The sequence below is a fragment of the Rothia sp. 11254D007BW genome (genome assembly GCF_053548195.1).
Genome location: NZ_JBPWPK010000001.1, coordinates 156897 through 178350, shown reverse-complemented (window position 1 = coordinate 178350; position 21454 = coordinate 156897). Strand labels below are relative to the sequence as shown.

The window sequence follows — 21454 nt, the reverse complement described above, 5'->3', positions numbered from 1 at the left end:
CGTGGCCCGCTCCCCTGTCCAGGAGAACGGGCCACGGCCCTGAGAGCGTCTATCCCTTTGTAACCTTAGGCGCGGGCGCGACGGCGTGCTTCGCGCACACGCTCATTGGAGTCAAGGATAACCTTGCGAATACGAATAGCTTCGGGGGTGACTTCCACGCACTCGTCCTCGCGGGCCCATTCCAGGGACTCTTCGAGGGTGAGCTTCTTGGGGGGAGTCATGTTTTCGAAGTTATCTGCAGAGGCTGAGCGCATGTTGGTCAGCTTCTTTTCGCGGGTGATGTTAACTTCCATATCGTCGGCGCGTGAGTTCTCGCCGATGATCATGCCCTCGTAGACCTCTGAGGTGGGTTCGACGAAGATGGTGCCACGTTCCTGCAGACCGATGATGGCGTAGGGGGTAACGACGCCGGCGCGGTCAGAAATCATGGAGCCGTTGGAGCGGTAGTCGATATCGCCTGCCCAGGGCTCGTAGCCGGTGGAGTAGGACGATGAGATACCGGCACCGCGGGTCTCGGTGAGGAACTTGGTGCGGAAGCCGATCAGGCCGCGGGCGGGTACGGCGAATTCCATGCGAACCCAGCCGGTGCCGTTGTTGGCCATGTTTTCCATGCGACCCTTACGAGCTGCCATGAGCTGGGTGACGGCACCCAAGAATTCTTCGGGCACATCGATAATCATGTGCTCCATGGGCTCGTGAACCTTGCCGTCGATGGTCTTGGTAACAACCTGGGGCTTGCCCACGGTCAGTTCGAAGCCTTCGCGGCGCATCTGCTCAACGAGGATTGCCAGAGCGAGTTCGCCACGGCCCTGAACTTCCCAGGCGTCCGGACGCTCGGTGGGCAGAACCTTGAGGGAGACGTTACCGATAAGTTCCTTATCGAGGCGGTCCTTCACCTGGCGGGCGGTAACCTTAGCGCCCTTGACCTTACCGGCCAGCGGTGAGGTATTGATACCGATGGTAACGGAGATTGCGGGGTCGTCGACCTTAATCAGGGGCAGGGGCTTGGGGTTTTCGGGGTCGGTGAGGGTTTCACCAATGGTGATGTCTTCGATACCGGCAACAGCGACGATTTCACCGGGGCCAGCGGACTCAGCGGGAACGCGCTCCAGGGCCTTGGTGGCCAGCAGTTCGGAGATACGCACGTTCTTGGTTTCGCCATCCTGACGTACCCAGGCAACGGTCTGGCCCTTCTTCAGGGTGCCGTTGAAGATACGCAGCAGAGCCAGACGGCCCAGGAAGGGTGAGGAGTCAAGGTTGGTCACGTGAGCCTGCAGCACCTCGTTGGGGTCGTAGGTGGGGGCAGGAACATGTTCCAGGATGGTCTCGAAGAGGGGCTCCAGGTCATCGTTATCGGGCAGGGCGCCATCGGCAGGCTGGTTCAGTGAAGCAGCGCCTGCCTTACCGGAAGCGTAGACGACAGGGACGTTCAGCAGAGCGTCGATATCGAGATCGGGAACCTCATCAGCCAGGTCGCTAGCCAGACCCAGGAGCAGGTCCATGGATTCGCCGACAACTTCGTCGATACGGGCGTCGGGGCGGTCAACCTTGTTGACGACCAGGATGACGGGAAGCTTAGCGGCCAGGGCCTTACGCAGTACGAAGCGGGTCTGGGGCAGGGGGCCTTCTGAGGCGTCTACCAGCAGCACAACGCCGTCAACCATGGAGAGGCCGCGCTCAACCTCACCACCGAAGTCAGCGTGACCGGGGGTATCAATAACGTTGATGGTAATTTCTTCGCCCTTGGCTGCAGGGCCGGAGTAGAACACGGTGGTGTTCTTAGCCAAAATGGTGATGCCCTTTTCCTTTTCAAGGTCACCGGAGTCCATGACGCGGTCTTCCACGTCAGCGTGGGCGGAGAAGGCGTTGGTCTGCTTGAGCATCGCATCAACGATGGTGGTCTTGCCGTGGTCAACGTGAGCCACGATTGCCACGTTGCGAAGGTCGCTCCGTGAAGCGGTGTTCTGAGTTTCAGACATGCGGAAAGTATCTCGCTTACATGTTGGGGATAAGGACGCCGGTGCGCGGCTTACCTGCCGAATTTTCGGCACCAGCGCAGAGGGCTTTCGGTTTGATTATACCGGCGGTACATAAACTAGCCGCTATCTTCTGGGACACATTAGAAATGAATAAGGGAGGCGGACGCTCTCGGCGCCGACTGGCTGGGGCTGGCATGAATTGCCAGTGAGCGCCAGCGAACCGGCAAGAAGGTTAGTCGGCAAGAGAGCGTCCGCCTCCCTAAAGGCAGCTCATTTCCTATTTATTCCAGGGTGTCTGCTTTACATCCTGGGGCTTGACCACGGGGATGGAGCCGGTTGCGGTGCGGATCTGCTCAATTGCGGCGGTGTTGGCTTCCACCTGCAGGGAGACTTCATCCACAGCCTTTTCTACGGCTTCTTCCACCTTGGCTTCGACGGCGCTTTCAACCGCGGAATCCACGACCTCTTCGACCTTGGCCTCAACCGCCTTGTCCACGGCTTCTTCCAGGGCAGCTTCGAGCTGGCCGTCCAGGTGTTCGTCGAGGTGCTCCCCCACAGCTGCGGTGACGCGCTCTTCGACGCCTTCGGCAACCAGCTCGTTGACGCGGTCGTCAATCTGCTCAGCCAGTGAGGCTTCAATCTCATGGCGAGCGTTACGACGCTGGGCGCGGACGAAGAGACGGTGCTCAACGCTCAGGGCCTTGTAGAGGGAGATACACATCAGCACGATCACTATTGAGAAAGGCAGGGCAGTCAGAATTGCGACGGTTTGGATTGCCGACAGTGATTCACTACCGCCGATGACAACCAGGGAAATCGCGGTTGCACCTGCAACCAGTACCCAGAAAACGCGGATCCAGGTTTTGGGTTCAGGTGACCCGTTAGTGGAGAGCATGCCCAGTACCAGAGCGCCGGAGTCTGCCGAGGTCACGAAGAAGACGGTAATCAGCAGTACCGCACCGGCAGTCAGAATGACGCCGCCGGGCAGATTGTGGAACATCTGGAAGAGAGCATTTTCTGCAGAGACGCTACCGTCTTCACCGACCAAGCTAGTGCCGGTTCCGAAGAGTTCCTGGTGCAGGGCGGTGCCACCGAGTACGGAGAACCAGAAGAAGGAGGTCAGCGCAGGTACCAGCAGAACGCCGATGACGAATTCGCGCACGGAACGGCCCTTGGAAACGCGGGCGATGAACATACCAACGAAGGGCGACCAGGAAATCCACCAGCCCCAGTAGAAGGTGGTCCAGGCAGCCTGGAACTGTTCACCGTCAACGCCGTAGAGTGCCAGGGTCTCGAAGGTCATGGCAACCACGTTTTGCAGGTAGTTACCGATGGACCCGATGAAGTTACGGAAAAGGAAGAGGGTGGGGCCAACCACCAGCACGAAGAGGCAGACGATAGCAGCCAGCATGAGGTTGCCGTTGGAGAGCCACTTCATACCCTTTTCCAGGCCGGTGACCACGGAGAAGAGGGTGATACCCATGAGCACCACGATGATGCCCACCAGCCAGCCGTTACCCTCGGCCGGGATGTTCATGTAGCCCAGGCCCGCAGCAATCTGCATAACGCCGAGACCAAGAGAGGTCGCTACACCGAAGAGGGTGCCAACCAGTGCGACAACGTCGATGACGTCACCTGCGCCACCTTTTACGCGGTCACCCAGCAGGGGCTTGAGGGAGTAGCGGATAGAGAGAGGCAGCTTGAGGCGGTGGGTTGCATAGGCAATGGCAAGGCCCACGATGACGTAGATAGCCCAGGGGTGCAGGCCCCAGTGTAGGAAGGACTGGCTCATCGCAGCCTGAGCAATTTCTTCCTTGGTGCCGTCACCCACGCCGGGGCGGGGGTCAACGTAGTGCATGAGGGGTTCGGTTGCCCCGTAGAAGACCAGGCCGATGCCCATACCGGCAGCAAAGAGGAAGGCGAACCAGGTAGTGAAAGGGTAGGCGGGTTCGTCGTCGTCATCGCCTAGCTTAACGTCGCCCATGCGGGAGAAGCCCAGGTAGAGGGCGAAGATGACGAAGAAAGCAACGATAGCGACGTAGTACCAACCGAAGTAGTTAATAACGTCTGCCTGCAGGGCATCGAAGATTTCTTTGGTGCGATGAGGGAAGGCCAGGGTGATGCCGATAAAGGCAGCCATGATGACGGCTGCGGGGATAAAGACCTTGGGCGCCAGGGAACCTTCACGCATGTTTTCCTTAGCGGCCGCGTCGATATCCCCCTTCCGCAGGTCGGGGCCCGAGCCGGGCGGAGTTTGCTGGGTGGTAGCCATGTGAGTGTCCTTTATATCTTCTTACGTTTCGACCTAGTTGACATGCAAAAGCACCTCACGAGCTGCCGTCCGCGTCCACGCTCAGTCAAGGGGCGCTGGGCCGCGCAGCGTGGTTCGGGAGGGGGCTAGAGATGCCTGTTCCACTTCAATAATAACATCACTGATAATAAGTAGGCATCCTCTTGGTCTGCTTAATTGCCTATAAAACCACAAAAAACCACACCTGCCAGCGGGGTCAAAAACTACCAAACCAACATAAAATAGAGGCAAGAACACCCAAATCGACAGGAAGGCAGAGCACGCATGTCTCTCCCCGCCATCACCGATCCCGTCCAGACCAAAGCCTGGGCAGCCCTGACCGAGCACCAGCAGAAGACTACCGCTGATTTACGCGCCTGGTTCGAAGCCGACCCCACCCGCGCAGAAAAGCTAAGCTTCACCGCCGCCGACCTCTACGTTGATCTCTCCAAGAACCTCATCACCGAAGAGACCCTGGCTCTGCTGACCCAGCTGGCCGAAGAGGTCAACCTCGAAGAGCGTCGCGACGCCATGTTCGCCGGTGAGCGCATCAACGTCACCGAAGACCGCGCCGTCCTGCACACCGCCCTGCGCCGCCCCAAGGGCGCCACCCCCGCTCTCGTCGTTGATGGTCAGGACGTCGACGCCGACGTCCACGAGGTCCTCGCCAAGGTTTACGACTTTGCCGACCGCGTCCGCTCCGGCGAGTGGGTAGGTATCACCGGCAAGCGCATCGAAACTGTAGTCAACATCGGCATCGGCGGCTCAGACCTGGGCCCCGTCATGGTCTACGAGGCCCTGAAGCCCTACGCCCAGCCCGGCCTGACCGCCCGCTTCATCTCCAACATCGACCCCACCGACGCCGCCGAGACCGTCAAGGACCTAGACCCCGAGACCACCCTTTTCATCGTCGCCTCCAAGACCTTCGGCACCCTCGAAACCCTCACCAACGCCCGCGTCTGCCGCGAGTGGCTGCTCACCTCCCTGCGCGAGGCCGGCGCCCTGGACGGCAAGGACGAAAAGGACGCCGTCGCCGCCCACTTCGTGGCTGTCTCCACTGCCCTGGATAAGGTCGAAGCCTTCGGCATCGACCCCGAGAACGCTTTTGGCTTCTGGAACTGGGTAGGCGGACGCTACTCCGTCGACTCTGCCATCGGCACCCCCCTGGCCATCGTGCTCGGCCCCGACGTTTTTGAGCAGTTCCTGGCAGGCTTCCACGCCATGGACGAGCACTTCCGCACCGCTCCCCTGGCCCAAAACGTCCCCGCCCTCATGGGTCTGCTAAACATCTGGAACGTCAACTTCCTTGGCGCCGAAACCCACGCCGTCCTCCCCTACGACCAGTACCTGCACCGCTTCCCCGCCTACCTGCAGCAGCTGACCATGGAATCCAACGGCAAGTCCGTACGCGCGGACGGCAAGCCCGTCACCACCGCCACCGGTGAAGTCTTCTGGGGTGAGCCCGGCACCAACGGCCAGCATGCCTTCTACCAGCTGATCCACCAGGGCACCCGCCTGATTCCCGCCGACTTCATCGCCTTCGCCAACCCGGTTCACGCAACCCGCGACGGCGAGCAGGACGTCCACGAGCTCTTCCTGGCCAACTTCTTCGCCCAGACCAAGGCCCTGGCCTTCGGCAAGACCGCCGACGAGGTCCGCGCCGAGGGCACCGCCGAAGAAATCGTTCCGGCCCGCGTCTTCTCAGGCAACCGCCCCACCACCTCCATCATGGCCTCCCAGCTGACCCCCGCCGTCCTGGGCCAGCTCATCGCCCTCTACGAACACATCACCTTCGTTCAGGGTATTGTCTGGGGTATTGACTCCTTCGACCAGTGGGGTGTTGAACTCGGCAAGCAGCTCGCGCTGCAGCTGGCCCCCGCCGTCGGCGGCGACCGCGAGGTCCTGGCCCAGCAGGATTCCTCAACCCAGGGCCTGATTGGCTACTACCTGGAAAATCGTAACTAGTATCGCTTCAGCTGGACGCACCTTAGCCGACTAACCTTCTTGGTCTCGCCCTGGAGGGCTCGCCCAATTCATGCCAGCCCCAGCCAGTCGGCTGCAGGTGCGTCCAGCCTTCGCCCAGGTAAACATGCCGAGTAACACAGGACCCCGGTAACTTCGCGAGTTACCGGGGTCCTGCGTTAAAGCTGGGCGAGCGTGGTGAGTACGGCCTGCTCGATCATTCCGATGACCTGGGCCTCAGGCAGGGTAGGTAGGTTTCCGCCTTCTACTCCCCCGGCGTCCGCGCTGGCCGTGACAGGCGGACGCTCGGGCGCAGCGTCCGCTCCCCCACCGGCTTCTACATGTGTGAGGGGAACGTGGACGAAACCCGCCGGTATTGCCCCTTGGGTTGCGTGCATAAGCTCGTAAAAAACGTGGTTACACACAAAAGTTCCGGCGGTGTACGACAGTTCCACGGGCAGCTGCTGGGCAGCTAACTGCTCAAAAATTGCTCGGGTAGGCAGGGTAGAGAAGTAGGCATCGGGGCCATCGCCGCGGATGGACTGGTCGATGAGCTGGGCACCGGAATTATCTGGAATACGAGCAGAGTCGAGATTGATGGCAACTCGTTCCAGGCTGACCTTATCGCGGCCAGCCGCAACACCAAGACTTATGGCTAGCTCAGGTTTGATGCGCTCCAAGAGCTCACCCAGCGCCCGGCTTGATTCGGCGAACTCCACCGGCAGCTCATGCACCTCAACAGTGAGTTCCGGTGCCGAGGCTTCCAGGACGTATTGCGCCCCAAGTGCCACTGCCTGACTGGGGTTAATAGGAACCCCTTCAAAGGGGCCAAAATAGGTGAGCAGAAGGGTGGTCATCGTCGACTCCTGCAGTTTAGGTATTGTTAGAGGTATGTCTGAGCACAAGCCTACTCGCTATATCCACCACAAAGAGCCCCTGGAAGATACTCCCGAGGCTCTTAACCTAGACAGCTTCGACGATGAAGAACACCCGGACGAACGCCGTGCCCCAGCCGTTGCTCAGAAAGTAGGCTTTGCAGGCGCTGTACGCCTTTTTTATCGACACTACTGGAATACTAAAGGGCAAGCATCTGCCAGCGAATTCTGGTGGGCACTGCTCTACCTAGTAGTAGGTACCGTGCTATATTTTGGTACCACTATTTGGCTCAACTATCTCACCCTGCCAGAAAGTGCCTCTTCACTATTGCGCACCGTTTTTATGCTGCTTGTAATAACAAATCCTTTATGGGTTGTGATTAATGTCGGCCCCACAATATCTCTCATCAAGCGACGTAAACAGGCAATATCGATGAACTTGTCTCCAAAAAAGCATCCAGATATAGAGCAAACTGCCTTGTAAGTCAACACTTTCACTAAAATCCAACATTATTCTGCTTCAAATATGGAATTTTTCGAAACCTTTAGTCATAGTTCCTAGTCGGAATATTTTGTCCGCTAACTAGTGGATATTCTTCACGTGTTTTGGATTACCATAAAACTGTTACAGGGGACTACCAGCCACTACGCAATAGTTCTCCAGGAGCGCTTCACGGTGCTCCAGCGTAATCCCCGCCCACCTATTGGGCGCCACACACCTAAGAGAGGTTACGATGACTTCATTCCATAAGCCTTCCAAGAAGACCACCGGTGCTGCTGCTGTGCTTTCACTCGGTATGGCTTCATTTGTAGGTTCCCCCGCTTTCGCTGCTGAAACCTCGGAGTGGGTAGATCTTCCCACCGTCACTAACGAGGGGTCAGCCTGGGTAGCCGAAAACGGCAACGTTGATGGCTCAGCTTTCACTACCGATACCGTTAACACCGGCGAAGCTTCAGCCACTTCTGAGTGGGTTGACTTCGAATCTGAAGAAGGCGGCTCCGCATGGGTTAACGAAGACGGCACCATCGACAACGGTTCAGGCTGGGTCAACGAAAACCTCAACCCCGTTGTCACTGACAAGGGCACCGGCACCACCCACGAACTGCCTGAAGGCCACATCGGCATCAACGGTCCCGGCACCACCCACGAACTGCCTGAAGGCCACATCGGCATCAACGGTCCCGGCACCACCCACGAACTGCCTGAAGGCCACATCGGCATCAACGGCCCCGGCACCACCCACGAGCTCCCCTTCCTGCCCGTTGACGGCTCCACCTGGGTTGACTTCGAATCTGAAGAAGGCGGCTCCGCATGGGTTAACGAAGACGGCACCATCGACAACGGTTCAGGCTGGGTCAACGAAAACCTCAACCCCATTGTCACTGACAAGGGCACCGGCACCACCCACGAACTGCCTGAAGGCCACATCGGCATCAACGGCCCCGGCACCACCCACGAGCTCCCCTTCCTGCCCGTTGACGGCTCCACCTGGGTTGACTTCGAATCTGAAGAAGGCGGCTCCGCATGGGTTAACGAAGACGGCACCATCGACAACGGCTCAGAATGGGTCAACGAAAACCTCAACCCCATTGTCACTGACAAGGGCACCGGCACCACCCACGAACTGCCTGAAGGCCACATCGGCATCAACGGCCCCGGCACCACCCACGAACTGCCTGAAGGCCACATCGGCATCAACGGCCCCGGCACCACCCACGAGCTCCCTGAAGGCCACATCGGCATCAACGGCCCCGGCACCACCCACGAGCTCCCTGAAGGCCACATCGGCATCAACGGCCCCGGCACCACCCACGAACTGCCTGAAGGCCACATCGGCATCAACGGTCCCGGCGTAACTGCTGAGCCCAAGCCGACCATCGATCCCTCAACTGTTGTAGCTGAGCCTAAGGTCGAGGCTACCCCCGTAGAGACCCAGGCTGAAGCAGCTCCCGCTCCTGCAGAAACCACCAAGGCTGAAGCAGCTCCCGCTCCTGCAGAAACCACCAAGGCTGAAGCAGCTCCCGCTCCTGCAGAAACCACCAAGGCTGAAGCAGCTAAGGCAACTCAGTCACAGCAGCAGCTTGCCAACACCGGCGCTTCCAGCGCAGCTGTATTGGCTCTTAGCGGTCTAGCTGTTGTTGCGTTGGGTGCAGGCGCAGTATTCGCAACTCGTCGAGCAAAGGCATAATCGCTCAATTCCTACTATTTACCAATAGAAGGAGTACGCGATAACTGACTCCCAGTGAGTCGGACGGCGGGTACGTAGCGATATAAGCTACGTACCCGCCGTTCTCGCTTTGGGCGCAGTTCCGTATGCTGCCTTCCCCGCTCCATTTCACTTTATTTCCAGAAGGTCCCATGAAAAAACTAAAAGGCTTCGCTGCCTATGCCTTTACCGGACTAGCCATCACAGGTACCTTACTCCTCAGTAGCTGTGGTTCTTCTACTACTGCAGAGCCAGCGTCAGAGCCATCATCAGCAGCTGCACAATCAGTCCCTGTTATTACAGATACAGCTGATATTCTTACGGACCAAGAAGAACAAGAGCTCACCCAGCGTATCTCTGACTTAGAGCAGGAGCATAACTCGCCGCTCACCCAAATCTTTATTATCGATGACAGCAGTAAAACAAACTTTGCAGCTGAGGTAAATCAAAAGCTCACGGAACAAGAGTCGAATTTTCAAGAACAAGGCGTCATTATCGGCATCAACCTTGGCAGCAAGTCAGCATATATAGCTCGGGGCTCTGTAGCTAGCCAAAACCTCACCAATGAGGAAGCATCCTATATCGTCGATAAGGCGATTCTCCCCTACGTTACAGCAGAAGAATACAACGGTGCGATGACCAACGCCCTTGATGGTGTCTACCAGCTTTCGCACAATAACACCACGGCTGACTCATCGCGGGGTAGCGCTAGTGCGAGCCCCACGGCCACTAGCTAGAAATGTTCCCCACGCTTTATAAAACAAACAGTAAATAAAAGTAAGGCCCTAGCCGTACCCTGCGGCTAGGGCCTTACTCGTTCTTTCAGCTAGCCAAGAATAGCTGGCGCCTCAAAGTCTTTCCCTGAGAGGTGCTGATCTAACCAGGCTGTGAAGACCTGGTACCAGAGGCGGGAGTTGCCGGGTTTCAGGATCCAGTGCCCTTCATCGGGGAAGTAGAGGTACTTGTGGCCTAGCTCCGGGGAGTGGCGCTGTAGGTCAGCCCAGAGGTGGTGGGCCTGGCCGATGGGCACGCGGTAGTCCTTATCGCCGTGAATCACCAGCATAGGAGCCGCGATATCGGCGGCACGATGACGGGGCGAGATGCTGTCGCCCTCTCCCCCAAATTCGACCTTCCATTCGTGCCAGGCACCGTTATCTGAGAGGTAGTACATGGTGTTGTAGTCCCAAATTGAGGCGTGGGTGACGTAGCACTTAAAGCGGGTGCCCGCGCGTCCTGCCACCCAGTTGGTCATAAACCCGCCGTAGGAGCCGCCTGAGAAGGCCACGTTATCGCCCTGGATATCGTCGCGGGCGGCAGTCTCTTCGACCACCTGCATGATGTCGGTGTAGGGGGTGCCGCCCAGGTCGTCGCCGCCGCGGTCGAGCATGTGCTGGCCGTAGCCGGTGGAAATCGCGGGGTCGGGCATGAGCACGGCGTAGCCGGCTTCGGTGAAGGCCCAGGGGTTCCAGCGGTAGGTCCAGGAGTTCCAGGACCCCCAGGGGCCGCCGTGTGCAAAGACGAGCAGGGGCAGGGGGCCGTCCGCGTCCTTTTCGGGCAGGGCGAGGAAGGAGGTGAACTCGGTGCCATCAGCTGCGGTGGAGCTTAGGCGCTCGAAGCGGCCCGGGGCACGCAACTCTTCGACCGGCGAAGCCAGGCGGGTGACCTCGCCGGTTTCGATATCGATGCGGACGGGATAGGCCGAGTGCTGGTGGGCATCGCGCAGGGCAATAAGAGCCCCTTCGTTGTAGGCCAGGGCTGAGAAGTGGCTGGCGCCGTCCTCAACCAGTACGCGGGTAGCACCGTCGATGCTGCCGGTGAAGATGGCGGTAGCTCCCAGGTGGTCGGTGACGAAGGCGTATCGGGTGCTATCAATCCACACGATGTCGCCAGCCCAGCGGTCGACGTCGCGGGAGAGCTCGGTCAGCTGGCCGGTCTCGAAGCTGTAGTGGCTGGCGTTGACCTTGATGGACTGGCCGGGCAGCCAACGGCGCACCTCGGTGATAGCCAGGCCGCTGCCGTCCGGGGTAAAAGTACCGGCTGAGTAGTCGTGGGTTTCGGTCGCTTCGGCCAGCAGCTGGGGTTCTTTCTCACTGTTGAGGTCAAGCAGCCAGGTGCTGTAGCGCTGGTGGATGCCGCGGGTCTTGGTGTGCAGAGTGACGGCTGCGCGGTCGCCGGCGGGGCAGACCTCAAAACCGGCTAGTTCTGAGCGATCGCCCGGCAGGGTGATGCGGCGGGGTTGGCCGTCACCGTCCTTAACGAAAAGGGCGCGGACGCCGGTGCCCAGGTCGTGGTCCCAGAAGCGGGTGGGGAATTCGGTGTAGAGCACACCGGAGGTTGCGGTTTTCTCGCGTTCATCGAGGGTCTTGGCCTGTTCTTCGAGGCTACCCCGGTGGGCTTTGCCGCTGTAGATGTAGCGGGTAGTTTCACCGCGCTGGCGTACTGCGAGGGCGTCCACGCCGCCGGGGTGAGTGAAGATGAGTTCGGGTTCGCCGTGCTCGGGTAAGCGGTAGACGCCTTTGAGGCTCTTGGAATCGGCTTCGTCGACGTCCTTGTCCAGGGTCAGGTAGATGTGCCCCTCATCGGTAACGGTAAGGACGGAGGCGCCCGACTCGGGTGCCGTCAGCGGGTAGGGCTTGCCCTCCTGCCCTGCGGGAAGGGCCCAGAGGCGGGGGCGCCACTTTGCGCCGTCCTTATTGAGGGTGTTGACGGTGAGCACCGGGGCACCGGTGCGACCTGCGGCCAGCCCGACCATGCGGGGGTGTTCGATGAGCTGCGATAGGTAGGCAGCGTTTTTCTGCTGGTTGTTTTCGCTAGATGTGGTGTCAGTCATAGACTCTACGGTATCACCAGCACCTGTTGAGGTGATAGCGATTTGCTCTCCCCTTCTTAACATTGCTGCTAGCTGACAGGCAAGCCAGCAAAAGTTCCGTCGTCCATACCTGCACCAAGGTAGGCATCTAGAATCTGCTCAGCGTGGTGCGGGGCAAGAACCCGAATAATGGCCAGAAGGTCTTCTCTTGTGTTCAGGGGTTGCTCTACTGCCGCCGTCAAAATAGGGGCTTCTTCCGCGGCTGCCGCCCCAAAGATGATGTGCGGTGCGCCGTGGATACGGTCACGACAAATACCCAAAGCGGTGTTAAGTGCAAAGAGGTTGCGGCCTTTGATCGCGGCACGAGCGCAGGTCGCCTGATAGCTAAAGCGGCTCTGAAATTCCACCTGCATGTACAGGGTATCTACCAAGTTTTGGAGTTCAGCAACTTTTGCCTCTAGGTCTCGATACTGGGCCACACTAACCGGGGCGTCCTCAAAATCACCGCCAGTGAGAAGAGGGAAAATATGCTGAGTATTCAGCGGAGCCTGGTTGCTGTGGTCATCACGCGCAGGGTCGGGGTGAACCCACCGGATTTCCTCAATTTCAGCACTGGGCGCGGCCTGCTCCAGATCAGCGACACCCCCGGCAGTTACCAAGAGGTAGACATGGGCGCGGACGGTTCGCCCTGCTTCGTTGAGGGCCGCCGCCTGGTAGGTTCCCAGGTTCATCAAGGAATAGCTGTCGAGCACAAGGCCCAGTTCTTCGGTAGCTTCGCGGCGGGCGGTTTCTTCGGCGGTTTCGCCCGGCTCAGGCTTACCGCCGGGAAGCATGAACCCTGTGGTGCCGCGTTTGCGAACGGTGAGTACCTCACCCAAGGAATTACGAATGACAAGTGCAGAAACAACAATCGGGGCTGAAGTATCGGTACTCATATCAGTAACCCTATCTCAGTAGTCGAGTTATGTTGTCACACAGGCTCTCTTATTTAGTGAGCGCTGGCACATCGTTGTATTCTTGGAAATGAAACTGCCCACAAGCGACAAGGGAGACGCCCTTCATGGCAAAGATTATCTACACCCACACCGATGAGGCTCCGCTGCTGGCGACCTATTCCTTCCTGCCCATTCTTGAGGCCTACGCTTCAACCGCCGGTGTTGAGGTAGAAACCCGCGATATTTCACTTTCTGGCCGTATTCTGGCTCAGTTCAGCGATATTCTCCCTGCTGAGCAGCAGGTTGCGGACGCTCTGACCGAGCTGGGCGAGCTGGCTAAGACCCCCGAAGCTAACATCATCAAGCTGCCCAACATTTCGGCGTCCGTGCCCCAGCTCAAGGCCGCTATCGCTGAGCTGCAGGCAAAGGGCTTCGCTATCCCCGACTACCCCGATGAGGTTGTGACCGAGCAGGATAAGGACGTCCGCGCCCGCTACGACCGCGTCAAGGGCTCAGCCGTGAACCCGGTCCTGCGCGAGGGCAACTCAGACCGCCGCGCTCCCCTCTCTGTTAAGAACTACGCCCGCAAGAACCCCCACACCATGGGTGCCTGGTCAGCAGATTCCAAGACCAATGTTGCAACCATGGGCCACGACGACTTCTTCTCTAACGAGAAGTCCGTGATTATTGAGGCTGACGATACCCTGAAGATCCAGCACGTCGGTACCGACGGCACCGTGACTGTCCTGAAGGAATCTGTGCCCGTGCTGGCTGGCGAAATCGTCGACGGCACCTACATGAACGTGGCTGAACTCGATAAGTTCTTAGCCGAGCAGGTTACCCGCGCCAAGGCTGAGGGTGTGCTCTTCTCAGTACACCTGAAGGCCACCATGATGAAGGTTTCTGACCCCATCCTCTTCGGCCGCGTCGTGCGCGCCTACTTCTCCGAGCTTTTTGAGACCTACGGTGAGCAGCTGGATGCTGCCGGCCTGAACGGTAACAACGGCCTGGCCGCTATCATCTCCGGTATTGACACCCTGCCCGAGGATATCCGTGAGGGCGTCCGCGAGCTCATCCACAAGGGTCTGCAGGAAGGCCCCGAGTTGGCCTACGTCAACTCTGACAAGGGCATCACCAATCTGCACGTTCCTTCGGATGTCATTGTGGACGCTTCCATGCCTGCGATGATTCGCACCTCCGGTCAGATGTGGGGCGAGTCAGGCCAGCAGGCTGACACCCTGGCCGTCCTCCCCGATTCTTCCTACGCTGGCGTCTACCAGACCGTCATCGATGACTGCCGTGCCAACGGTGCCTACGACCCCACCACCATGGGTACCGTGCCCAACGTGGGCCTGATGGCGCAGAAGGCTGAGGAGTACGGTTCACACGACAAGACCTTCCAGCTTGAGGCGGACGGCAAGGTACAGGTTGTGAGCTCTGCAGGGGATGTGCTCATTGAACACGAGGTTTCTGCCGGCGATATCTGGCGCGCCTGCCAGACCAAGGACATCCCCGTTCAGGACTGGATTAAGCTGGCTGTCACCCGCGCCCGCGACTCCCAGACCCCCGCTGTCTTCTGGCTCGATAAGAACCGTGCCCACGACGCTAACCTGATTGCCAAGGTCGAGAAGTACCTGCCCGAGCACGACACCGAGGGCCTTGATATCCGTATTCTGGCTCCCGCTGAGGCAACCCAGTTCTCGATTGACCGCATCCGCAAGGGTGAGGACACTATTTCGGTCACCGGCAACGTACTGCGTGACTACCTGACCGACCTCTTCCCCATCCTGGAACTGGGCACCTCAGCCAAGATGCTGTCCATTGTTCCGCTCATTAACGGTGGTGGCCTCTTTGAGACCGGCGCTGGCGGTTCTGCCCCCAAGCATGTTCAGCAGGTTCTGGAAGAGAACCACCTGCGCTGGGATTCCCTGGGTGAGTTCCTGGCCCTGGCTGCTTCCTTTGAGCACCTGGCGAAGACCACCGGCAATGCTTCTGCCCAGGTTCTAGCTGACACCCTGGATAAGGCGACCGGTACTTTCTTGAACGAGAACAAGTCGCCTTCTCGCCGTGTGGGCGAGATTGATAACCGCGGTTCGCACTTCTACCTGGCTAAGTTCTGGGCTGAGGAGCTGGCTGATCAGGGTGAGGACGCCGACCTGGCGGCTAAGTTCGCCCCGGTGGCTGAGGCCCTGACTAAAAACGAGGAGAAGATTGTGGCTGAGCTGCTGGACGCCCAGGGCTCCCCCGCTGACCTCGGCGGCTACTACAAGCCCGAGGACGCCAAGGCATCAGCGGTGATGCGCCCGAGCGCGACGCTGAATGAAGTGGTGGACGGGCTGAAGAAGTAAAATATAAAGCGGACTACCAAAAGGCTTATTTAAGAGTCCTTTATTTGGCTTCTCAGACTCGCGCGTTGCTGTTGCTCCTCTCGCCGGTTCACAGGCGGTTCACGCTAGCCCCAGCTATCAGCAGCGCCGCGAGTCTGAGTCGCATTGGTACTTCTGGGCAAGGCCTATTTACAATCAATTCTCCCATCTTCGAATAAATTTCATTGAATATTATATCCTCATTTTAATTTAAAAAAACACATTCAACACGAAGGGTTTCAAAAGAGGCCATCAGCAAAAAGACTTCAAATATCTTTGAACAATAAAAACTAAACTTCTAATAAATTTAGGATTTCAATGTCTACATGGCCAACCCTTAACTCCATATCCACCAAAGGACCCCAATTTTCCATATTTTCCACACCCGGAAGTCTTCTTATCACAAGAATAGTAATATTTGTAATAATATTTATTGGACTTTCGCACAGCCTCCAAGAAAACTTGCACAAAACACTTTCCAACATTATAAGTATCCTAGTGGCATTGTGCGCATCATATTTGCTTGGAAAAGTTACTATACCCTGCGAGGAGGTTGAAGGCATCAGGGTTTTAGAGGTTGAACCCGGGATGGTTTTGTGCACCAAAAATTTGACCAAGGGCACCTTTGAGGGCGGTTTAGTTCTTTCAAGATTAACAATCTCTGACTTAAGCCCTCAGGTAGAAATAGTAATTGCTGGAAATCAGGAACCGTTTATCTATCCACCAGATTCAGTTGTCCAAATTATAAAACCTCTCGATGATTCACCACATACTTCAGAGACCATGCCGGATTCGATTCTCAATGCAGTAGAAAAAAGGGATATTAACCTGCTAACTGAAAATGACAAAAGTATCGCAAGAAATCTTGGTCTCATAAAGCGCTTACCTTATAGCAAAAAAGATAAATGGAGCGCTTCCGCCATCTCATACCGAAATGCACTAGAGATTCAAAAATACACAAGCCATAGGGAGCCACCTTCTAGTATCAATATATACGTTAATTTTTATAGTGAGAATGTCTTCGAAATCAATGGGTTCGAAATCAATCTGGACGATGCTATCGAAAAAATATCAAATTTAATAAGTACCGACATTCAGAATAGTTTTTTAAGCCAAATTGAAGCAGGCAGAGACAATAGACAGCCCGAGAAAATTCATGAAGGATTTTTAAAACTAGGGAAAGATATAATCATTGGGGCGTTGGGATCAGGCGCTTGGGCCGCAATCTCAGGCATGTAGGACCAAAGAAGATAATTCACAAGATACCACTACCTGTTAAAATTATCAATCCGTGCATCACCTTAAACATCTGTATATACGAACTTAAAGGCTACAAAGAATTGGCCCGATTCGCTACCGGAGTTTCGATTCATAAATTTCCTAAATATCAGAAATTTGTACCAGTGGAGCTGGACTGGAGCTAACGTTAATCATAAAGTAAGTACCAGTGACCACGTATAAGAGCAAGCAACCAGTACAAGTTTGTAAGATTTAGGAAAAGGCTTCTAAACAGAGAGGCTTATTCAAAAGTAGACACGCACCCCACACCCACCAACTAGACAACGGCCCCACCCGCGGCAAAAATATGAGCGTTAAATCTCTACAAATAACCTCAAGCCATACCGGACAAGACCGTTGCCACACCAGCGTACAACCGGCCTCACAGCCACGCAATTCGCCACACTACACACAGCCCTCACCCATCACCTCACCTGGTCAAAACCAGGCGGAAGACCACCAGCGCTAACCCTCACCCAAGCCCTCAAAATCACCCTGCTCTACCACCGCCACAACCTCACCGAAGAACTCCTCGCAGAACTTTTTGCTGTCTCTCAATCGACAGTCTCACGAGCTATCAACACCATCGAAAAGGCCCTGGAGAAGATTCTCACTCCGCTGACTCAGCCTTTGAAAGAAAGCCTCAAAGCACCCGGGTCCTTAGTAGTTGACGGGACTCTGATACCCACGTGGAATTGGCGTTCACTTGGTAAAACAAATTTCTCTGGAAAGCACAAACGAGCCGGATTCAACCACCAAGTCATTTGCACCTTGGATGGAAAGTTGCTGGCTATCACAGACCCGGTGCCCGGGGCCAGGCATGATGCTTACGCCTTCAAACATCATGGCTTGGAAAGATATCTTGATGAGAGCACTGTGGCTGATAAGGGCTATATCGGGTTGGGGTTGGCTACCCCGGCCAGGCGCAAGCCGGGTCAGCGGCTGAGTCGGGAGCAGAGGCGGAATAATCGGGTGCTGAATCGGCTGCGGTCGGTGGTGGAGCGGGTTATCGCTCACATCAAGACTTGGCGGATTCTTCATACGGGGTTTAGGCGGCCGTTGGGGTTGTATGGGCGGGTGTTTGCGGTGGTGCGGGGGTTGGTGTTTTTGGCTGCGGGTGGGACTTTTGAATAAGCCTCAGACCTAATACATTGCTAAATGATTCTACTCGACTAAATCAATTAATAAATCTGATATATCTCTCAGCCTGTTCCCTTGGAGAATGACTTCCAGCATACTAGCCGCCTCGTCATTTCCCGAGGCGGCTACTGCTTTCTGCAGCTCCGGCAAAGCAAAATGGTAGACCATATCGATATCCCCAGTCCCCAAAGCCAAAGAGGCCAGACGAGAAGGAGTAGGCTCACCCGTCACCACCACAATATGCGGGGTGCGACCCTTACGGTTGCGGATTATATTCAAGGCTTCAGAGCGTGCGTTCTGAGCACGATCACTCCGCAAAGTCCACTTACAACTAATAATGGCCTCAACAAACTTAGCCTCATTATTCACAAGCCGGCGCGGAGTCAGCGCAGCAACAGAATCGTCAACCCGCAAAGCACCATCATTGAAATAGGCATCAGGTTGAGGTGCCTTCGTCATAATCACATCAGGACTAATATCGTAAGAATTTCCCAAAACTGTAGACAGCGTAGGATCAGATTCCACAGCCCCAGCAAGCTGCTTCAAATGTAAATACGGCACAAACTCAGCCAGATAAAAGCCATGCCCACGCTTCACCACATGCTCAATCTCAGTACCTGGTGCAACAATATGGCTGAACTCCGCTAAGACTCGACTCAAGAATCGAGTCGTAGTAGCTTCAAAAACATGCCCCGCTGTCTGACCGGCCAATTTCTCGCCACCAGGCTTCACACCTAGCTGCTCTGCTATAGAAAGAGCAATAGCCTTACTAGTCTTCTGAGAACTATCAGCATTAGAAGCCACGCCAGATTCAGTAACGGCAAGAACACCTAAATCAATCAGCTCCTGATGATATTCCTGGCGGAGCCTACGCAGCGACGCGACCATTCTTCACCTCCAGATTCTGGTTCAGCAAATTAGCAATCTCAGTACCGATGGCACAAGAAACCGGGGGTGGAAAGGCATTCCCAACCTGCCGATAAGCAGCCGTTTTACGCCCGGTAATCTGCCAATCATCAGGGAACCCCTGAATACGAGCAGCCATACGAACCGTTAGCCGAGGCATCTCAGCATAACCAGGTTCAGGAGCGACCTCAGCAATCGATTTACCGTTTACACCCATCTCAGCCCAGGCAGCTTTAGCCCGAGTAGGCCCCAAATCTGGGCCACCGTGCTTCTTCGACCCTCCCACCAATGTAGGCGCGATCTTCTTAGCTCCCTCAGCCCAAGCGTCCGCGCCTTCCCAGCCATTAGAAGCCATCAGGTCATGCAGAGTATCCCCTACCGTTGGCGCTTCGTCTGGACGCCGCTCTGGCCACACAAAACAACCATCCAAATCCTTATGGGTAGCTACCAAAATACTGCGCGGTCGCAACTGCGGAACCCCATAGTCAGAGGAGTTAATAAGCTGCCAATCCACCACATAGCCAAGCTTCCCCATAGCCTTGATAATCTCATTGCGGTAATCAGCAAAACGCTTTGATAGCAGGCCTTTCACGTTCTCGAGCATGACAGCCTTGGGCTCAAGAACCTCAATAATCTCAAGTGCACGAGGGAATAAATCACGCTCATCATCAGCACCAAGCTGTTTACCGGCCACGCTGAAAGGAGGACATGGAACGCCACCCGCGAAGAGGTCCACACCTTTGTAAGGGGTAGGATCCCACTCATTAAGATCAGATTCAATTACGTTCCAATTAGGGCGATTAGCCCGCAGCGTGTTGCAGGCGTCCGAATCTATCTCCACAGCAGCAAGGTGCTCAAATCCCGCCATCTCAAGGCCAAGAGCCTGCCCACCAGCACCGGCGCAAATCTCAACTGAAGTCAGCATACGTGCGTCTCCCCATCAACTCATCACAGTTTTCGAATATATATTCGAATTTATAATCTACTATACATGCGCTCACGAGAGCTGGGAACCCTCTCAACAGACCTTCTTAGTCTACGGATGCAACAAGTCCACATCCATTATTTTCTATGAGCTTTGAAGCTCACCAAGCTCTACCATCTGCTCTTTCGTCAGGAAGGCACCGAAGGCGTCCCCGTCGGGCTCGAACAGATGCGCCGCAGATTCAGGCATCAGCACAGCGTCAAAGCCCAGCGAATCCACCAGCCGAATAGCCGTATCTAAAGCCTCGCTCCCCTGCCCCGCATCAATCACTGCAACAGCACGCGGCAGCGCATGCGGATTCAACGCCCGACTATCAGACGTCAAAGCATCATACGCAATATGGTTCAACGTACGAATAACAGGAACCCGCGCCCCCGGTAACGCAAACGCAGCGCCCGCCGTACCAGCGGCGTCCCAAGGGTTCGTAGCATCAACCACCACACCACGAGCCGCCGAAAAATCAAAGCCGGGCAAGGCCGTGCGCGGCAAAGCCACAATCACAACATCCGCATCAAGCGCGCCCTCAAAATCCACCAGCTGCGCCTCAGGCACCAGCGACCCCAAAATAATATCCAACATAGGCTTAGGCCGCGCATACACCAACGTCTCATGACCAGCAGCAACAGACAAACGAGCAAGCGCCGTGCCGAGCTTACCGGCACCAAGAATAGAAACCTTCATACCCCTCATAATCATTGACAGCGCAAGTTTATTCCACGGTGTTTAAGAAGCAGGCGCCCCATGCCCACACGAGCTGAGCATAAGACGCCTGCGAGCAGTTAGCTAGCTATTGCAGTCTCGCAGGGAGTTAGCGGATCCGGCGACAGATGAACCTGTGAAAACACCTGCTGCCTAGTGGTTGTTGTGTGGGCCTATTTGCCCACATCAGGCCCGAAATCTGTGGAAAACGCTTCACCATGTGCGTAATGTGCCGTTAAAAACCAGTCAAGAGGACTAAACCCCTTGCCAAGACGCACACCCCGAACTATAAAAACACATAAGACCTAGTCACAAAGACGTAGCCAGGAGAACCCCATGAAGCACACACCCACCCGCACCCTCACGCTCGCCACTATCGCACTGCTGGCCCTCACCGGCTGCGGCGCACAGGCCACAGGCAGCATTCCCGAAGCGGACGCCAGCGCCACGACTTCTGCAAGCGCATCCAGCACCTCAGGCGCAGCTGATGCAACCGCTAGCACAGCTGAAACCAACTACTCCGGCGGATCCAAAGCCCCCGACGGCGAATACCGCGCCGCCGACGAACACGGTCCCGCCCAAAACGTACCCAAACCAGTAGCACCCGACGGAATGAACGTAGAAACACCAGAAGCAATGGAAAAATTCATTACGTACTGGAACGATATGCGGAATTATGCCAATCAAACTGGCGATGTGACAGATGTGAGAAAACTGGTAGATGAATCCTTTGAGCAAGAGCAGAAGTTCTACGATTCTCTACATGCTATCTACCAAGCAGATGGGTGGGTTATCGGTGGTAGCCAAGTTGTTCACTACGATAAGAATCTACTAGTCTCGCAAGGCAACGGAGAATATTCTATTGGTGCTAATTTCGAGGTAGAAAATTCTGTACTCTGGGTCAACGGAGAAGCCCGGGCCTACGATAATTCTCAAGCTATTTATGAAGGGGTAGAACTCAAAACAAAATTTTCTAACGGTTCATGGAAAATAGTCAGCGCAAAGGTAGTTAGCTAAATGAAG

General features: G+C 56.2%; 16 protein-coding genes. 8 read left to right on the top strand and 8 right to left on the bottom strand.

All coding sequences use genetic code 11. The features are described from left to right. Positions 1-65 precede the first annotated feature (65 nt). On the bottom strand, positions 66-1979 hold the full coding sequence (gene typA, locus ACEE43_RS00820; RefSeq protein WP_185174363.1) for a translational GTPase TypA: 1914 nt from the start codon (positions 1977-1979) through the stop codon (positions 66-68). Positions 1980-2256: 277 nt separating this feature from the next. Beyond that, the gene (locus tag ACEE43_RS00815; RefSeq protein WP_449108117.1) at positions 2257-4251 is read right to left on the bottom strand and encodes a BCCT family transporter; all 1995 of its coding nucleotides are present in this window, start codon (positions 4249-4251) and stop codon (positions 2257-2259) included. Positions 4252-4554: 303 nt separating this feature from the next. On the opposite strand from ACEE43_RS00815, the gene pgi reads away from it, so the two are divergent. Continuing rightward, a complete protein-coding gene (gene pgi / locus ACEE43_RS00810; protein WP_449108118.1) occupies positions 4555-6234 on the top strand; it encodes a glucose-6-phosphate isomerase in 1680 nt (559 codons plus the stop codon). A 176-nt stretch (positions 6235-6410) separates the two neighbouring features. Here the strand turns inward: pgi and ACEE43_RS00805 are convergent, their stop codons facing one another. Then, complete coding sequence (locus ACEE43_RS00805) at positions 6411-7088, bottom strand: pyroglutamyl-peptidase I family protein (RefSeq protein WP_449108119.1); 678 nt, start codon at positions 7086-7088, stop codon at positions 6411-6413. A gap of 34 nt (positions 7089-7122) precedes the next feature. On the opposite strand from ACEE43_RS00805, the gene ACEE43_RS00800 reads away from it, so the two are divergent. The 3 genes from ACEE43_RS00800 (at position 7123) to ACEE43_RS00790 (ending at position 10050) form a co-directional block, all read left to right on the top strand. Continuing rightward, positions 7123-7590, top strand: a complete 468-nt coding sequence (locus ACEE43_RS00800) for a DUF805 domain-containing protein (RefSeq protein WP_237194545.1) — start codon at positions 7123-7125, stop codon at positions 7588-7590. A 250-nt stretch (positions 7591-7840) separates the two neighbouring features. Further along, complete coding sequence (locus ACEE43_RS00795; protein WP_449122292.1) at positions 7841-9295, top strand: LPXTG cell wall anchor domain-containing protein; 1455 nt, start codon at positions 7841-7843, stop codon at positions 9293-9295. Positions 9296-9465: 170 nt separating this feature from the next. After that, on the top strand, positions 9466-10050 hold the full coding sequence (locus ACEE43_RS00790; RefSeq protein ID WP_237210346.1) for a TPM domain-containing protein: 585 nt from the start codon (positions 9466-9468) through the stop codon (positions 10048-10050). Positions 10051-10139: 89 nt separating this feature from the next. Here the strand turns inward: ACEE43_RS00790 and ACEE43_RS00785 are convergent, their stop codons facing one another. Continuing rightward, on the bottom strand, positions 10140-12143 hold the full coding sequence (locus ACEE43_RS00785) for a prolyl oligopeptidase family serine peptidase (RefSeq protein ID WP_449108335.1): 2004 nt from the start codon (positions 12141-12143) through the stop codon (positions 10140-10142). 68 nt (positions 12144-12211) lie between these two features. Next, complete coding sequence (locus tag ACEE43_RS00780; RefSeq protein WP_449108336.1) at positions 12212-13057, bottom strand: NUDIX hydrolase; 846 nt, start codon at positions 13055-13057, stop codon at positions 12212-12214. 125 nt (positions 13058-13182) lie between these two features. Between ACEE43_RS00780 and ACEE43_RS00775 the strand changes: the two genes are divergently transcribed. From ACEE43_RS00775 to ACEE43_RS00765, 3 genes are all read left to right on the top strand, one after another. Further along, positions 13183-15405 carry an NADP-dependent isocitrate dehydrogenase gene (locus ACEE43_RS00775; protein ID WP_449108337.1) on the top strand — a complete coding sequence of 741 codons (2223 nt, stop codon included), beginning with the start codon at positions 13183-13185 and terminating at the stop codon, positions 15403-15405. Positions 15406-15741: 336 nt separating this feature from the next. Next, entirely contained in the window at positions 15742-16662 is a 921-nt protein-coding gene (locus ACEE43_RS00770) for a hypothetical protein (RefSeq protein WP_449108338.1), read from the top strand. A 396-nt stretch (positions 16663-17058) separates the two neighbouring features. Further along, positions 17059-17835 (top strand): transposase family protein, encoded by a 777-nt coding sequence (locus tag ACEE43_RS00765; RefSeq protein ID WP_449122291.1) that lies wholly within the window; start codon positions 17059-17061, stop codon positions 17833-17835. Positions 17836-17865: 30 nt separating this feature from the next. Here ACEE43_RS00765 and ACEE43_RS00760 read toward each other — a convergent pair whose 3' ends face one another. The 3 genes from ACEE43_RS00760 to ACEE43_RS00750 all read right to left on the bottom strand — a co-directional run bounded on the left by ACEE43_RS00760 (position 17866) and on the right by ACEE43_RS00750 (position 20413). Beyond that, on the bottom strand, positions 17866-18729 hold the full coding sequence (locus ACEE43_RS00760; protein ID WP_449107518.1) for an NgoMIV family type II restriction endonuclease: 864 nt from the start codon (positions 18727-18729) through the stop codon (positions 17866-17868). Then, positions 18710-19672 (bottom strand): DNA cytosine methyltransferase, encoded by a 963-nt coding sequence (locus ACEE43_RS00755; protein WP_237186068.1) that lies wholly within the window; start codon positions 19670-19672, stop codon positions 18710-18712. The genes ACEE43_RS00760 and ACEE43_RS00755 overlap by 20 nt, the downstream gene beginning before the upstream one ends. 144 nt (positions 19673-19816) lie before the next feature. Beyond that, a complete protein-coding gene (locus ACEE43_RS00750) occupies positions 19817-20413 on the bottom strand; it encodes an NADPH-dependent F420 reductase (protein ID WP_237186067.1) in 597 nt (198 codons plus the stop codon). A gap of 354 nt (positions 20414-20767) precedes the next feature. Here ACEE43_RS00750 and ACEE43_RS00745 point away from each other — a divergent pair, with 354 nt between their 5' ends. Beyond that, a complete protein-coding gene (locus ACEE43_RS00745; RefSeq protein ID WP_449107517.1) occupies positions 20768-21448 on the top strand; it encodes a DUF6318 family protein in 681 nt (226 codons plus the stop codon). The last annotated feature ends 6 nt before the right edge of the window (positions 21449-21454 follow it).